General features: G+C 48.3%; 12 protein-coding genes. 4 read left to right on the forward strand and 8 right to left on the reverse strand.

What is annotated here, in order from left to right:
• Window positions 1-84: 84 nt before the first annotated feature.
• From HQ865_RS20290 to HQ865_RS20305, 4 genes are all read right to left on the reverse strand, one after another.
• Window positions 85-684 (reverse strand): hypothetical protein, encoded by a 600-nt coding sequence (locus HQ865_RS20290; RefSeq protein ID WP_173416658.1) that lies wholly within the window; start codon window positions 682-684, stop codon window positions 85-87.
• A gap of 287 nt (window positions 685-971) precedes the next feature.
• The gene (locus HQ865_RS20295; protein WP_237073502.1) at window positions 972-1,292 is read right to left on the reverse strand and encodes a DUF6686 family protein; all 321 of its coding nucleotides are present in this window, start codon (window positions 1,290-1,292) and stop codon (window positions 972-974) included.
• A gap of 175 nt (window positions 1,293-1,467) precedes the next feature.
• Window positions 1,468-2,619 (reverse strand): PepSY-associated TM helix domain-containing protein, encoded by a 1,152-nt coding sequence (locus HQ865_RS20300; protein WP_173416659.1) that lies wholly within the window; start codon window positions 2,617-2,619, stop codon window positions 1,468-1,470.
• 6 nt (window positions 2,620-2,625) lie between these two features.
• Window positions 2,626-5,013 carry a TonB-dependent receptor gene (locus HQ865_RS20305; RefSeq protein ID WP_173416660.1) on the reverse strand — a complete coding sequence of 796 codons (2,388 nt, stop codon included), beginning with the start codon at window positions 5,011-5,013 and terminating at the stop codon, window positions 2,626-2,628.
• A 146-nt stretch (window positions 5,014-5,159) separates the two neighbouring features.
• Here HQ865_RS20305 and HQ865_RS20310 point away from each other — a divergent pair, with 146 nt between their 5' ends.
• Window positions 5,160-6,623: a TlpA family protein disulfide reductase gene (locus tag HQ865_RS20310; RefSeq protein ID WP_173416661.1), complete on the forward strand. Its 1,464-nt coding sequence runs from the start codon at window positions 5,160-5,162 to the stop codon at window positions 6,621-6,623.
• Window positions 6,624-6,659: 36 nt separating this feature from the next.
• Here the strand turns inward: HQ865_RS20310 and HQ865_RS20315 are convergent, their stop codons facing one another.
• From HQ865_RS20315 to HQ865_RS20330, 4 genes are all read right to left on the reverse strand, one after another.
• Window positions 6,660-7,328, reverse strand: coding sequence for an NAD-dependent epimerase/dehydratase family protein (locus HQ865_RS20315; RefSeq protein ID WP_173416662.1), 669 nt, complete (start codon window positions 7,326-7,328; stop codon window positions 6,660-6,662).
• A gap of 174 nt (window positions 7,329-7,502) precedes the next feature.
• Window positions 7,503-9,692 carry an OmpA family protein gene (locus tag HQ865_RS20320; RefSeq protein WP_173416663.1) on the reverse strand — a complete coding sequence of 730 codons (2,190 nt, stop codon included), beginning with the start codon at window positions 9,690-9,692 and terminating at the stop codon, window positions 7,503-7,505.
• Between the two features lie 11 nt (window positions 9,693-9,703).
• Complete coding sequence (locus tag HQ865_RS20325) at window positions 9,704-10,684, reverse strand: PorP/SprF family type IX secretion system membrane protein (protein ID WP_173416664.1); 981 nt, start codon at window positions 10,682-10,684, stop codon at window positions 9,704-9,706.
• A 5-nt stretch (window positions 10,685-10,689) separates the two neighbouring features.
• Window positions 10,690-13,161: a T9SS type B sorting domain-containing protein gene (locus HQ865_RS20330; RefSeq protein WP_173416665.1), complete on the reverse strand. Its 2,472-nt coding sequence runs from the start codon at window positions 13,159-13,161 to the stop codon at window positions 10,690-10,692.
• Window positions 13,162-13,542: 381 nt separating this feature from the next.
• On the opposite strand from HQ865_RS20330, the gene HQ865_RS20335 reads away from it, so the two are divergent.
• From HQ865_RS20335 to HQ865_RS20345, 3 genes are all read left to right on the forward strand, one after another.
• A complete protein-coding gene (locus HQ865_RS20335) occupies window positions 13,543-14,430 on the forward strand; it encodes a helix-turn-helix domain-containing protein (RefSeq protein ID WP_173416666.1) in 888 nt (295 codons plus the stop codon).
• Between the two features lie 5 nt (window positions 14,431-14,435).
• On the forward strand, window positions 14,436-14,852 hold the full coding sequence (locus tag HQ865_RS20340) for a DUF983 domain-containing protein (protein WP_317170040.1): 417 nt from the start codon (window positions 14,436-14,438) through the stop codon (window positions 14,850-14,852).
• A gap of 77 nt (window positions 14,853-14,929) precedes the next feature.
• On the forward strand, window positions 14,930-15,307 hold the full coding sequence (locus tag HQ865_RS20345) for a response regulator (protein ID WP_173416668.1): 378 nt from the start codon (window positions 14,930-14,932) through the stop codon (window positions 15,305-15,307).
• The last annotated feature ends 145 nt before the right edge of the window (window positions 15,308-15,452 follow it).

Here is a 15,452-nt window from a genome sequence, read left to right on the forward strand (position 1 = left end):
GAGGGGGCTTTCATCGGCATGTCATAAAAACCATTAGAGGCCGCCGGGATTATATCACTCAGCATGACGGGTTTAATATTATCCTTAAAAACTATACCCCGCGCCAAACTTAAAGCCGGCATCTATCAGGTTAAAGTTTGAACCGTTGTTGCCAAACCTGGTAACAGCATGGTCCTGAAAAAATGGATTTACAAACAGGTTTAAAGCGCCGAAGTTACATTTACCGCCAATACCCAGTTCAAAACCAATGCCCGTTTGCTTTGTGGCTTGTTTATTAGCCGCGTCGGCTCCGTTTGCCGAGTAATTGGTTTCAAAATCAGCCAGCAGGCCGCCATCAACAAAAACATATTTCAAAAAATTTATCCGGGCAATAACCGGGATGCTCATCAACTTGATGTTACCATCTTTAGGCCCGGTGCTTAGCGGCCCCACGGTGGTCAGCCGCACATCGTCGCTTGAAAAGAAAAGCCCGGTTTGCAGCGATAAGGTATGGTTAATGTCGCGCGTATAATTAATGCCAAACTGGGAGCCACGCCTGTCTGCATACCCAAAATCGCCCGAAACGCCGTGGATATCAACGCTGTTTGATGTAGTGCCGTAAACAATAGAAATACTGTTTTTTGATTGGGAAAAAGCCTGCGTGCATAAGGCCAGCAATAGCAGGAAGATAAGTTTTGATTTCATGTGTTTTGAGGTGGTTGAACTCAAATTTAATAAACCACGCTGGTAGTTAAAATTTAACGGGTGTTAAATTTGCTAAAACGCTATCATAATGGTGTAGACTCACCCCGACTACGCTACGCTGGTCGACCCTCTCTTCGCTGTGCGAAAAGAGGGCAGAAATTGTAGTGAAAGATTGCATGTCCCCTCTTTCCGCGCAGCGGAGAGAGGGTGGTCGAGCGAAGCACGACCGGGTGAGTTAAATAGCCGACGTGCCTTTTCAACATTAAAAACTGACCTGATCTTCCAACTCATTCCCCCATCAAGCTATAAACCTCCAGCATGTAAGCCGCCTCATCCATTGCCTGCTTAAAGTTATCCCACTCGCCAAGGGTAAAGGCAAAGTTGATATCGTTATGCGGGGTGCGCAGCACGGCGCGGTCATATCCGTCGGGGAAAGGGAGCGCGCGGTCATCAAAATCCATGTCATCTGCAAATCGCCTGAAATCGGCAAACTGATTGCGGGTAAAATTAAGCACCAGGTTATTGTGCCAGATGAAAACTGTTTGGCAATCGGCACAATGACTGATTATGGCCGAACCCTGCTGACTTAGTACCCTTGTTTCGCACATTTTTTAGTGATTAGAGATTAGTTAATTAGTGGTTAGTTACATTACAGAGATCTTCATCATGCAGTCTGACTAATCTCTGGTCGCTAATTAACTAATCACTGCGCTATAGCGCCTGAGTTACCCCCGACGGGTCAGTTTGCCAGGGGGTAACCAGGACTTTGGTTGATGCTTCTTTTTATGCCGCCGCCACTTTATGGTGCCTTATCCTTGGGCTTTTCTTTGCCTTTTTATTCCGCTTGCCCCACCAAACTATAAACCCGGTGATGGGCAAACTGGCGCATATTAAACTGGCTAAAAACGCGATGATCTTACCCGGCAGGCCCAATAGCTGGCCTACATGGATATCGTAATTGGCATCGTTCATTTTGCGGCCCGGGCTTTTTTGGTTCTGGCTGAGCGTTTTTAACAGCTTGCCCGTGTACTGATCAAAAGTGTACGAGTCGCTTTTATAATAATGCATCGATGTATAGTAGGCCGTAACCGTATGCGTATTAGCACCCTTGCCATCGCCCGCCGAAATAAAGAACATTTTAGCCAGCGGCGAATGTTCGCGGCTATAAGCGAATGCCCGGTCTACCGGATCTATCGTATTTACCGTGCCCTTCTTTAACGAATCTGATTTGGCCAGCTGCGTTTCGGCAGCATAAGTTTGACCAAGATTGGTAGCGCTGTAAATACCCTTACGCATCCAATCGAACGCGATGGAGAGTCCGCTCAGGGCCAGTATCAGCGCGATGCTGGCCGCGTAAAAACCCAGCACATTGTGCAGATCGTAATTCACCCGGCGCCAGCGGCCGCCCCATTTAATGGTGAGGCTACGCTTGCGGTCGCTTTTACGTTTAGGCCACCACAGTATAATACCGCTGATCAGCAGGATAACAAAAATGATGACAGAGATGCCCACCACCAGTCCGCCTGTCTCGGCAGGCAGCAGCAGGTACAGGTGGATGTATTCAACAATGATGAAGAAGTTCCATTGGATGTCCTCATCGTGCAAAAAGGCGCCGGTATAGGGGTTTACGTAGATGTATCGTGTCCCCACCTTCGGGACGATCATCATTACCACGGCAGGCCTGTCCGGCCCGTAATAAGCGGTGAACGCGGGGTTACCGGTTGGATAATGCTTCAGTCCGATGGCTTTTAATTGCGTAGGCTTTACATACGGCTTGTGTTGCACCTCTACCTTGCGGTAGCTGTGTATAGCATCCTGTATCTCATCCTGAAAAACAAACAGGCAGCCGGTAATGCTCACAATAAACACCACCAGCCCGGAGATGAACCCGAGCCAGCGGTGAAGAAATAATATCGTTTTTTTAAACGGCGTCATTATTTATTAAAAGCGGTAGCTAATGCTTAAGCGATAGTTACGTGGCGCTTCGGCCTGCCAGTAGTAAGCGTTCAGGAACGAGTAGTACGAACCCGAATACAGGTATTTATCAAGGATGTTCATCACGTTGCCGGTTACCCTAAGCTGTTTGCCCTCCCAAAACAGGCCGCCATCCAGCTTAAAATAAGTTGGCAGGCGTTGCAGGCCCACGCTCCAGGTGTCGGTTTCGCGACCGCCTAAATAAGTTGCGCCGGCTGATATGCCGGTACCTTTTAAGGTTCCGTTCAGCAGTTTATAGCCTAACCAGGCATTGGCGGTATGCTTGGCATAACCCGGCACCACATCGCCAACCTTAACTATCGACGCGGCGTATTGACCAACCTGGGTCACCTTCGAGTCCGTCCACGCGTAGTTGGCGGTCAGGTTCAGGCCCGGTAACAGTTCGCCGCGCAGATCGAACTCGATCCCCTGCGATTTCTTTTGGCCTAATAAAAACGATACCGGGTTTTGCGGGGTGCTGCTTGGGTCGGCCTGCACTTCGTTATTTTTCAGGATGCGGTAAACCGATAGCGAGGTATTCCATTTGCCCTCGGCCCAATCGTGCTTCACGCCAAACTCCAGGTTGCTGCCGGTCAATGGCTTTACAGAACCGCCCTCCTTCAACCTGCCGCTGGTTTGCGGGGTAAAAGCCTGGTCGTACAAACCGTAGACAGAAGTTTGCTCATCAACCGATACGCTCAGGCCAACACGCGGCGTAAAGTGCTTGCCGCTTACCGGGCTGTTAAAGGCATCCTGCTGTACGTAGGTATAGCGGCCTGCCAGCGTTAAGCGCACACGGTTGTTGATGAAGCCCAGCACATCCTGCACATAAATACTGCTGTAGTTTTGTTTAATGATACCGAAACCGGCAGCCGCACGGGCTTCCAGGTTTTGACTCAGATCGAAATTTGGATAGCCGTTGCCTGGCACGCCCAGGTTAGGGTTAGCCGGGTCGAACTCCTGGCCGGCTTTATCAATGGCATAGCTTTGGGCATAGTCGGCATAATAGCTTTTGTTGCCCATATCCAGGCCGGCTAAAATATTATGCTGCACAAAACCGGTGTTCAGCTTACCGTTCAGGAAAACCTGACCCAGCGTCATCTGGCTTTTGGCCTGCCATAAACCAATGCTGCGAATGTATTTACCGGCCGCGTCAACCGAGTTTGGCCACATGGATGAACCCAGCATATCGTAATTATAATAAGCAGCCTGTGCGGTCAGCTTCCAGTCGGTGTTCAACTGGTGCTGCATGTTCAGGGTAAAGCTATGGTCGTTGATATTAGTTGGCGGTAATCCGGCGGGCAGGGCCGTAAAATCGCGCGGAAGCGCCGCGTAACCTTTTGGACTGAACACGTAGAATGAACCCACATCCGACATGTTTGCGCGCTGGTAAACATATTCGGCGGTGATCTTTGTCGCACTGTCTATTTGGTATGATAATACCGGGGCTACCACATAACGGTTATTAAACTCGTTAGCGCGGAACGAACCTTTTTCCTGTGCCGATAAATTAAGGCGGTAAAGTAATTTGCCATCTTTGCTCAGTTTGCCATCCAGATCAAGCGTAGAACGATACAGACCGAAACTGCCGGTGGTCAAGCTAAACTCGCCCTTGGTTTGGCCCGTTGGCTTTTTAGTAACCACGTTGTATAACCCGGCCGGATCGCCGTTACCCAGCATAAAACCAGCCGGGCCTTTTACAAATTCGATATGATCTACAAAGCTCATATCCTCGGTCAGCGGGCCCCAATACGAGTTAACAATATTGAAGCCATTGCGGAAAGCCTGGATCTGCGAACCACGCATGGTGATGTTGGCATACATATCGCCCCAATGCTCTAAGCGCACGGCCCCGCTCACGTTGCGGATCAGGCCGTCGCTCATGCTGATCACCTGCTGATCGGCCAGTACCTGGCCGCTTACCACCTGGATATTTTGGGGCACCTGTAGCAAAGGCTCGTTCAGGCGCAGGCTTTGCGATGTTTGATCGACCTTGTAGCGCTGCTTGCGGGCAGTTACGGCCACTTCGTTCAACTGGCTTGCGCTTTCGTTCAGCACAAAATCAACAATGGTAGTGTTGCCGGCGGTTACAGTAACTTGCTTTTCTTCAGATGTCAAACCCACGGCCGATACTTTAATGGTGTAAATCCCCGGCTTAATTTTACCGAACTGGAAATGACCATCGGCCGTGGTGATCGTACCTAAACTGGTATTCTTTATACCGATGGTAACAGCTTCGGCCGGTTGATTATCGGCACTTTTAACGGTGCCTTTTATAGAAGCAGCACGTTGCGCATAAGCGCCAGTGAAGCCTGACAAGAATAGGGACAGGTAGAGTAAGGTTTTTATTTTCATTTGCTTTATTTAGACTAATTATAAACAGTGGCAAATGTAAGCGCGATATTATTTGAATGCAACTTTATTTTTAATTAGTCTAAATAATATCGATTTGCATTTCTAAATGCATACTAAATCTTTATCTTTATGCAAAACCTATCATCATGAAAAAAGCCCTGCTCTTTGTCTTACTCATAAGCGCATACTTTGCTAACGCGCAAACCATCAGCATCACCGCAACTGGTGCGGCCAATAATACGCTCCAGGTAAATCAGCCGGTGCTGGGGTATCATCTGCCCAATAAAAGAACCTACCAGTTGGGCGCGGTACCAACCGTACAAGTACCCAACACCTTAAAAACCGCGGCATTTATTACGGTTATTTATAATGAAAGGAGCGAACGCGTTTTTGTTGAACCAGGCCAATCCATACAGGTAACCATTACGGTAGATGGCAAAAAGCAAACCGTGGACGTAAATGGGCCAAATACCGCGGGCTCCAAACTGTTAGCTCAGCTTAACCATCCTTTTTATCAAAGCAGGGCGCGCGGCTATTCTAAAAAAGATAGCACCATGGCTGGCATGAGCGCCCTGATTAAACAGGACATGGAGCGCGAACTGCACCCGTTCGATTCGCTGCTGATGTTTAAACAGATCAGTCAGGCATTTTACAATGTTGCCAAGCGCGATATTACTTACTATTACGCCGCTGTAAAAGGGGCTATCATGCTGGAGGACTACGCGCCTACCACTTACGAAACCAAGCATCCTTTATACCGGCCAACCATGCACAAGGATATTGAAGCCGCCTGGGCCGGTGTTTATAAAGAGTTCCCGATGACGGAATTTGCTGCCGGAGCACCGGAGTTTTATTATTACGCCAAGGATTATGTGATGTGGTACAAGATCATGTATCCCCTCACCAAAGCAGGAAAAAAACCCGAACAGATCTATACACGCGAAAACCAATACGACGTCAAGTACAATGGCATCAATGCCAGCTTCGACGGTAAATTGCGGGAATACTTACTGGCCATGTATCAGTATGATGAACTGATTCAAAAAGATTACCAGCTGCAACTGGTGCAGCTTTATAACCGCTTTACGGCCACCTATCCCGCAAGTGTTTATACGGTACACTTAACGCCGGCGGTGAACGATATTAAAGCCTACCTGGCTAAAGCGAACGAGAATTTCAAACCCGATCAGCATTTACTGGCCAGCAACACCATTAACAGCTTTGATGAACTGCTGACCAACTTTAAGGGCAAAACTGTATTTATTGATATGTGGGCTACCTGGTGCGGCCCCTGCAAAGCCGAGTTTGAGTTTAACCCCGATCTGAAAAAGTACCTTGTTGCCAATAACGTGCAAATGCTTTACATTTCGATGGATAAGGATGAAGCCGATAAGCAATGGCAGGAAATGATAAAATATTACGATTTGGGCGGCAACCACGTGCGCACCACCGATAACCTGCGTAACGACCTGATGAAGATCTTTTGGGATGGCAAAGGTTACGCCATCCCCCGGTATGTAATAGTAAAGGATGGCAAGATAGTTGAAAAAGACGCTAAGCGCCCGGCAGATAAGCAAAAACTTTACGACCAGATAGGGAAGTATTTATAGGCACGAATGCCATTCATGCCTATAATAATTCGTGCTTCATAGTTTCGCTATCGCGTGGATATCCTCCACCTCAATAATGGTTTTCGGATAGCCTTTCAGGGTTACATGTAGCATCGCATTGCCTACTTCCTGTAGGGTACTGATCTTATTGGGCATTAACAGTTTAATTACCGGGATCAGCCATTTCAAATATTGGTAAAGCTTTGGTGTATTTTTAGCGTCCTTATCAGCGATCATGGCGGCGGGGCGGAAATTGTAGACTTTTTTAAATGGCAGCTTCGTCAGGTCATTCTCGGTTTTGCCTTTTACGCGTGCCCAGCGCACCCGGCCTTGTTCGGTGCTATCCGTACTTGCGCCTGATACGTAACAGAAAGTCATAGCCGGGTTCAGGCGGCTTAGCGTTTCGGCTACATGCATGGTGAGGGTATAGGTCATGCGGTAATAGGTATCGGCATCAACCCCAACCGATGAAATGCCGAGGCAAAAGTAGCAGGCATCATATCCTTTCAGCCCGTCTTCAATTGCCGAAAGATCAAAAAAGTCGGTGTGGATAATTTCCGTTAGCTTTGGATGTGTGAAGCCACTCGGTCTGCGGTTAACGATCAGCACTTCGCCCACTTCATCACGGCGCAGGCATTCGTGCAGCACGCCCTCGCCTACCATGCCGGTAGCCCCGGTGATGATTACTTTTAGTTGGTTTGCCATAGCATTAATAGTAATGTGTCATTTCGATAGAGCGAAGTGTGGATGGTGTGGAGGAGCGAAAGAGAAATCTTATACGTGTAGCCGGTCGCGCGTATAAGATTTCTCTTTCGCGCCAGTGCTCATGCCCTCCCCGGCTCTATCGAAATGACAAACTGTTTTTGTGTTTAATAGTGATTACTTAAACGTCCCCCCAATGATCCTGATCTCCGTTCTGCGGTTAAACTGGTGGTCTTCCTCGCTGCATTTTACGCCGTTGCCGCAATCGTTCAGCAGGCGGGTTTCGCCGTAGCCTTTGGCCACCATGCGGTTTACGGCTATGCCGTGGTGCCTTAAATAGTTCACCGCCGACGTGGCCCTTGCTTCAGACAGCAGCATATTGTAATTATCCGGCCCGCGCGAGTCGGTGTGCGATGAAAGTTCTATCCTAACGCTGGGGTTATCCTTCATAAATTCCACCAGGCGCTGTAGTTCCTCAATGGCATCCGGGCGGATGGTGGCCCGGTTCAGATCGTAGTAGATATTGCGGATCACAAATGTTTTACCCAGGGCCAGCGGCTCTACGGTCATCTGCAAATTGGTATTCACACTGGTTACCGGGCCGCTTTTTAAACTCACCTTTTGCGATGTGGGGTAAAAACCCTTCCTGGATGCCTCGATGGTATAATCCTGCCCCGGCGGAACCCGGAACGAGAATCGTTTATTTCGCATCACCATGTCTGTACCTATGGTTTCACCGGTAGCGCTTTTTAAGGTGATGTATACCGAATCGAGCCCTTGCTTGGTGTTGTTATCAAAAACGCCACCTTCCAGCGTTACCATTTTGGCAGGTACGGTCATCGGGGTGGCTACCGGAACATTTGCCGGTGGCACAACTTCTCCTGCCGGCGCGGCCAGCGACGGACGCATAACCGGGGCGCCCATAGCCATTGGCGGCATGTTCACCGCGTTAACCGGGGCGTTAATGTTCGAAGCGATGGTTTCCTCATCGTCCTTACCGGTAAAAATAAAACTGTATATATCATCATTCCCCTGGCCACCCTGCCTGTCCGACGACATATAACCGGTTTTTCCATCATTGGTGATAAAGCAAAAGTCATCACTGGTAGAGTTGAGCGGGTATTTCAGATTGACAGGTTTGGTCCATGCCGATCCTGATCCCCTGGCCGAAAAAATATCGTAACCACCCATACCCGGCAACCCGCGCGAGGCGAAGTACAACTTGTCATCACCTCCTATAGACGGGAAAGCCTCATCGGCAGCGGTATTGATCACATTGCCGCAGTTAACCGGCTTCCCCCATTTGCCGTCGCTTGTTTTCTGGCAGTACCAAATGTCGGTTTTACCTATCCCGCCTGGCATATCCGATGTAAAATACAGGATCTGACCGTTCTTAGACAGTGCCGCGTGGCCAACGGAATACGAGCTTACATTATCATAAGGGAAGCGCTTAAAATTGTTCCACTTGTTATTCTTTTTGGTGGCTATCATCAGTTCCAGCCGGCGGATGTACAGGTGCTGGTCAAAAGGCGTACTTACATCGGGCAGGCTCGATTTGCCCAGGCGGGTGGTAACGGTAATATAGGCTGTATCGCCGGTAGCGTTAATGCATATAGGGCCAGTATGATAATCTTTGCTCAGGTTAATATCATCCTCTTTATTGTCAAACTCATTTGAATAGCCACCTTTAAATTTAACTGGCTTTGCATCACTATTGCTGCCAAACAATATCTCGGTTGAATAACCTGTTTTAAAATCGTAATTAAACAGCTTTAGCCATTCGGTACCGGTGCGCGCGTAGATCCCTTTATCGCCTTTGTAATCATTGGTCGACCGGTCGGAGGTAAAATAAATCCCGGTCTTATCATGATAAAAAGGCCCCCAGTCAGAGTATACGCTGTTTATCTTCTTCTCGTTGGTAACTTTGTAATTCCCCTCCTGCTTCATCCATGTAGCGGCCGAATCGCAGGTGGCCAGTTTAACATTCAACAGGTCTGGCGTACCATTGGTGGCAAAAAAGCGGCGGTATTGCTCGCGTGCTTTGTCTATTTTTTTATTGCGCAGCAGCACTTCGGCATAGTAAAAAATATCCTGGGGGTTTATTCCTTTGGTGTTTGATAGGCGCGAGTACCAATCTTCGGCCTGTTCGTAATTATTCATCAGGCGGTAGCAATCAGCCACACGCTCCAGCACGGCCACCTGCGGGTTATCTATTTCGGCCAGTTTCAGGTACAGGTTAAGGCTTTTGAAGTATTCGGCACGGTCAAACAAACGGTCGGCCTGCGCGCGGCGGCTGGTCAGTTCCTGCGCGTAAAGCGGGCTGCCTAAAACCAATACCAACAGAAAGACGAGTATATACCTGATCATGTTCACCCTGATTAAAAATAGCGCGGACTTAATATCCGCTCCTTGCGCCTGCTAAAGCTAATACTTAACGATAATTCGTGCGTTCCGTTTTGCGGGCCGGCCAACTTGCTGATGTTATAATCGTAAGAGTAGCCGATCCGGAAGCGGTCGCTTACGTAATACTGCACCATGCCTACAATTGCATCGTAGTTGCTTAAGCCACCCTGTAACGATGACTTATTCCATGTCTTTATGCCGGTACGGTATGCGGCCCCCAGCCACAACGTTTTCCCCAGCAAAAAGTTGGTGCTCAGATCAATATTGGTTGGCCCTTTAAAATCTTCCTTTATCAATATAGATGGTTTCCAGTCCAGGTCGGGTGTTAGCGGCATCATATAACCCGAGGTAATGTAAAAACTGCGCGCTTCCCTAACAACCGTGGTGTTATCTTTAAAATCAGCATCGGCCAATAAGTTTAGTACCGACCCGCCTATATAAAACGTGGGTGAATTGTAAAAAACGCCCAGGCGAAAATCGGGCGATATTTTGGTAGCAACCCCACTGCCAATTACCGGGTCTGAACCATCGGTGGCTGTAAGCTGGGATTGATCCAGCATATATTGCGCCACGCCGAAACCTAATCCAAAACTAACGCGGCGCGTATCCTCCTCATCCAGCTGCAGGCGGTAGGCGTAGTTAAAATATCCCGAGGTGGTGGTTCGCGGCCCTAACTGATCGGCCGTAACTACAAAGCCCAGCCCCACATTTTTATAAATATCATCGGTAAGCCCATCCATAGATACCGCGCCGGTTCTGGGTGCCCCGGGTATACCCGTCCATTGCAGGCGGCTCACCAGGTTCAGTGTCCAGTCTTCCTTGTAACCGGCATATGCGGGATTTACCGTTAGCCCCGTAAACGAGTACTGACTAAATTGAATGCTTTGTTGCGCATAGCTTTTAACACCTACGCCCATCAGCAAAAACAGCATGTATTTTAGTCTTCGTTTTATCATCCGCCCTATCTCTTTAAAAATACCCAACCCTTAATTGTTGTAAAACTGCCTGATACTTCTTTTTTGTTCAGCACATAATAATAAACCCCTTCGGTTAAACCTTCGCCGCTCCAGGTATTCTGGTAATCGTTAGATCGGTAAACCTCGTTACCCCAACGGTTAATAATGATCAGCTGGCTGCCGGGGAACGATGTGATGCCCGGAATGTTAAAGGTATCGTTCTTCCCATCGCCGTTAGGCGTAAAAACAGTGGGGATATCTAACGATTTTGGCACAACCGTAACCATTAACGTTTGGATACAACCGGCCGCGTTAGTGCGCGTAAACTGGTATTTGCCCACATCTTTAAATCCCGTTACTGTAGTAGTTAAAGCCGCGGGCGTAGCTATAAGCACGGCTAATGGTGTGCTGCCCACCTGCGCCCAGGTACCCGGGTTGGTATCGGTAAACGTAGCCACCTCATCCTGTACAATGGTTTTGTCGGTGCCCACATCGGGCAAGGCTAAAAATGTAAGGCTGTTTGTTTTAATATTATTACAGCCTGTTCCCGATGGCGCGGCATCGCATTCGGCGGCGGCATCTGTTGGCGGGGCCGCATCGGGATTGGTGGCGTCAGGGTCGGTCAGGTCCGCCATGCGCAATATCCCTGCTGTTACCGCAACGGTGGTGTTGCCTGTGCCGGCCGCAGCTATTTTGCCGGTAATTGTATAGGTGCGCGATGCCCCGTTAAGCATAGTTAGGGTAGCGCTGTAACCTGTAGTTGTTTTAACTTCGTTACTAACTGTTGATGTACCGGTTGCGGTACTGGCCACAGTTACATCGGTAAGCGTAGCGGGGAATGCAAAGCTAAATTTGGCGCCGGCAACATCACTGGGCCCATTATTGCGTACCGAAAAAGTGTAGTTTATGGTTTGCCCTACACAGCCGCCGGCAGGCGCGTTGGTAGTGATGGCTGTAGTTTCCAGGTCGGCCTCCTGTACACGGAAAGCCAGCGCGTTATTAACCGGCACGGCTGCTATATAGGCCCAGGTATCTATCCCATCCTGATCGCCAAAATCAACAAAGCCGGCGCCGGGGGTTCCCCATGCATGCCCGTTCACCACACTGGGTAGCCCGGTAAGGTTTACAAGGGGGTTAGAGGGCGTGCCGGCGGTAGTGATCTGGCTATCGTCCCAGTAGATGGTAAAATCGGGAGAAGCTACGCCGTTGAGGCGGGTTAATCTTATACCGTTAACGTTACGTTCCACATCAAGGAACGGAAAATGCACCTCGCCCCCAAAAAAGGTAACGTTTACATTTGAGTTGTAACTACCGGCGGGTACCTTATTGCCTAAGCCGTCCAGCCCATCCCAGGTAACCTGGTTTTGTCCGGCTATAACGTTGCCCGTCAGTTTCCGGTCTATAGCATCGGTATATACGCCATTTTTGTTTACATCGATGGCTATCAGGTAAGTGCCGTTCTTGCTGGCCGTAAAAGCATATTTGCCGCCAAGGGGCGCGGTACCGGCAACATTGGCGGTACCCTCGGTGCCGGTAAATGTTGGTGTTATGGGCGACGACGGATCGACAGGGCTGGTTAACAACCATGTGCTGCCCCCGCCCGGTACGTTGGCCGTAGCCGGCAGGTCGGCTGCCGGCGCATTAAAAAATATTTTGTGCGTAATATCTGTTTGTGTGTCGGCCGAACGGGGGTCCTGTATGTTGGGCAATTTTAAGGAGTTGACACTTTTGTATGACGCTGTGCCATCGGCTTGCCTGAAACCCTTATTGTTTACAAAAAACGAAAAGCCATTACCCGCCTGTCCGTTATTATCAAACCTGTATTGATAACCATCGTTGGTAAGTATGTAAAAAATACCATTAAAGCCTACATCAAATGCGCCTAATATGCCTAAAAATACATTGGTGTAAACCCGCCCGGTTAAAAAGGCGGTGTTGGTTGCGTTGCGTACCGATACGTCAAACGCGGCGATGTACTGGCCGCTTGGGTTTTCCCAATCAGCGTTTGCATCTACCGACTTAGGGCTTTCGTTGCTGTTACTTTTTGGTATAAAATCAACTTCCCACACACCAACTTCGTCTTTGCTAACCACGTGGGTGTAAGGTGTGTATCCGTTAATATTTGGCAGGGGGCCGGCTTTTTCCTGCGCGCGGTCTTTTATAAAACCTATAGTTGCCGAATTACCGCTGGTGTAGGTAGCACCGTTTGGTGCGCGTAAATTAATAGTGCCGTCGCCCTGCGCGCTCGATCCTACATTTAAAGTTTCGTTTTCTTTTACATAAACCTTCACGGTGCCTCTTGTAGGAAAGGGGTTCGTATCGTCGACAGAAGAGGTAGATACCAAAAAGGCCCGGTTACCGCCATTAGCGTTTAACTCCTTGCTTCCCTCTGCCGTACCTGATTGCGGTTTAAGGGCCAAAACCAGCAGGATAAGGCAAAGGTGCTTTGTAAAACGATTTCTAAACAGGCTGCTCACACAATACACTATTAGGTTTACAAATAAAGGTTGAATTTATGAAAAATAGCGATTTTATAACTATTAGCGCAAAATTTAATTGCATGCCTGTTAGTTGTATCCATGTTAAATTAATTACGTCAGAAGATTGGCTTTCGTTCGCTGCATGAAAAGTTTTTTAAGGATGATGTTTCTGTGAGTACGCGATGTTTGAACAGCAGGCTTCAGGCTTTTGTTTTGATGCCGCACAGCCCGGCAGAACGTGTTTTGCAAATCAAGGTAATGAAAAACACCACTATTATACTGTTGATAATACTATTTTAAATCATTAACAAGTAAAAAACACCATAAATCACATAAAAAGCACCATTAACGCATAGCTGCGTATAGTACCTTTGTGTTATGGTAAAGAACACGTTCCCGGTTTATGATATCTATACCCTTTCGGGGTATACGCAGCAGGATATCCAGATCAGCCGGTTCGCGCCATATTTGCAGGTACACAAAAACCTGTACCGCCCGCATAAGCATAATTTTTACCACCTGGTATTGTTTACTAAAGGCAGCGGCAGCCATACCATCGATTTTGAGCAGTTTACCGTAACGCCCGGACAGATCTATTTTATGATACCCGGCCAGGTGCACAGCTGGGCTTTTGACGGGCCAGTTGATGGCTACGTCATCAATTTTTCGGCAGCCTTTTTCAACTCGTTTTTGTTGACCCCGGGTTATATCGACCAGTTTATTTTCTTCAACGGTATCGCGGCCGATTCTGTAGTCAATATCCCTGCCGATGAGCATCCGGCCATTTTTGGACTGATGGAGCAGATCATCGGCGAAAGCCAAACCCATCAGCGCCACAATGCCGATATGGTGCGCACCCTAATGCTGCAATTGTTTATGGGCATTAGCCGGGCAACTATCCACCAGCCGCAACACCAGCCTGCCGGTAATAACTACACGCTGTTATCGCACTTTAAAAAACTGGTGGAAGAGCATTTTCCCAACCTTAAACTACCAAAGGATTATGCCGCCCTGCTATACATCACGCCTAATCATCTTAACGCCCTGTGTAATGATATTTTAGGCATTTCAGCCGGCGCGGTTATCCGCAACCGGGTAACGCTTGAGGCCAAACGCCTGCTGGTCAACCTCGATCTGAACATCAGCGAGATCGCCTACCGGCTCAACTTTGCCGATAACTCTTACTTCAGTAAATTCTTTAAAAAACAAACGGGCTTAACACCCGAAATATTCCGTAAACAAATTTTAACACCTAACGAATCATGAAAACCATGAGTTTAGATAAAACCGCCGCGCACCCCGGTGCCTTTACATCAGCCCTGCACGCCAAATGCCCAAAATGCCGTGAGGGCAATATGTTCGCCAATCCCATGTACGGGTTAAAAGGCCAGCAAATGCACAAAAACTGCCCCGTTTGCGATTATCAGTTTGAGATAGAACCTGGCTATTTTTACGTGGCCATGTTTGTAAGCTACGCCATGAATGTGGCCGAAATGGTAACCTTTGCCGTGGGTACCTATATCCTGACAGGCAGCGAAAACCCCTGGTTATATATCGGCATTTTATTGGGCGTTTCTCTTATTCTCTCTCCTTTTAATTTCCGTTACAGCCGGGTAATTTTACTGTACTGGCTTACTCCCGGCTTATTTTATGACCCCGAAAGAGTAGCACGTATGAAAAAGATGTAATTTGTTAAAACAATTTAAACAGGTGGGTTGTTGTATATTTTCATAATTTTGAGAAACTACTACTACCCACATTGTCAATGAGCGCTGCCGAAAAGAAGATCATCATATTTGATGATGATGAGGATATTCTGTCCATCTGTTCTTACATACTTGCACAGCAAGGCTGGCAAGTGTTTACCTACACCGATTGTAATGATATTGCCGACCGCGTTTCGGCAGTTGACCCGGCGGTAATTTTGATGGATAACTGGATACCCGATGCAGGCGGCATTATTGCTACGCAAACCCTTAAAAACAACGAAAGCCTGAAGCGTATCCCGGTGGTATACTTCTCGGCCAACAGTGATATACAGCTACTGGCCAGCCATGCCGGCGCCGAAACCTACCTGGCCAAACCGTTTGATTTGGATGAGCTGGAGAAAGTGATCAACAGGGTGTTGCTGAAAACAGCTTGATCTTCCCCACCACGTCATTGCGGGGGTACGAAGCAATCTCTAAGGGCCTCACCTAAATCCTCTCCAAAGGAGAGGACTTCAGAAATGCTTTTAGAACCCTCGCCTTTGGAAAGGGCAGGGTGAGGCTTCTGCAATTGCTTCGTGC

Origin of the sequence: Mucilaginibacter mali (genome assembly GCF_013283875.1) — a bacterium.
Classification (GTDB): domain Bacteria; phylum Bacteroidota; class Bacteroidia; order Sphingobacteriales; family Sphingobacteriaceae; genus Mucilaginibacter; species Mucilaginibacter mali.

What these genes read in the sequence shown, in the direction of transcription:
- HQ865_RS20290 (WP_173416658.1), bottom strand. Translation starts at nt 684, where the DNA reads ATGAAATCAAAACTTATCTTCCTGCTATTGCTGGCCTTATGCACGCAG.
- HQ865_RS20295 (WP_237073502.1), bottom strand. Translation starts at nt 1,292, where the DNA reads ATGTGCGAAACAAGGGTACTAAGTCAGCAGGGTTCGGCCATAATCAGT.
- HQ865_RS20300 (WP_173416659.1), bottom strand. Translation starts at nt 2,619, where the DNA reads ATGACGCCGTTTAAAAAAACGATATTATTTCTTCACCGCTGGCTCGGG.
- HQ865_RS20305 (WP_173416660.1), bottom strand. Translation starts at nt 5,013, where the DNA reads ATGAAAATAAAAACCTTACTCTACCTGTCCCTATTCTTGTCAGGCTTC.
- HQ865_RS20310 (WP_173416661.1), top strand. Translation starts at nt 5,160, where the DNA reads ATGAAAAAAGCCCTGCTCTTTGTCTTACTCATAAGCGCATACTTTGCT.
- HQ865_RS20315 (WP_173416662.1), bottom strand. Translation starts at nt 7,328, where the DNA reads ATGGCAAACCAACTAAAAGTAATCATCACCGGGGCTACCGGCATGGTA.
- HQ865_RS20320 (WP_173416663.1), bottom strand. Translation starts at nt 9,692, where the DNA reads ATGATCAGGTATATACTCGTCTTTCTGTTGGTATTGGTTTTAGGCAGC.
- HQ865_RS20325 (WP_173416664.1), bottom strand. Translation starts at nt 10,684, where the DNA reads ATGATAAAACGAAGACTAAAATACATGCTGTTTTTGCTGATGGGCGTA.
- HQ865_RS20335 (WP_173416666.1), top strand. Translation starts at nt 13,543, where the DNA reads ATGGTAAAGAACACGTTCCCGGTTTATGATATCTATACCCTTTCGGGG.
- HQ865_RS20340 (WP_317170040.1), top strand. Translation starts at nt 14,436, where the DNA reads ATGAGTTTAGATAAAACCGCCGCGCACCCCGGTGCCTTTACATCAGCC.
- HQ865_RS20345 (WP_173416668.1), top strand. Translation starts at nt 14,930, where the DNA reads ATGAGCGCTGCCGAAAAGAAGATCATCATATTTGATGATGATGAGGAT.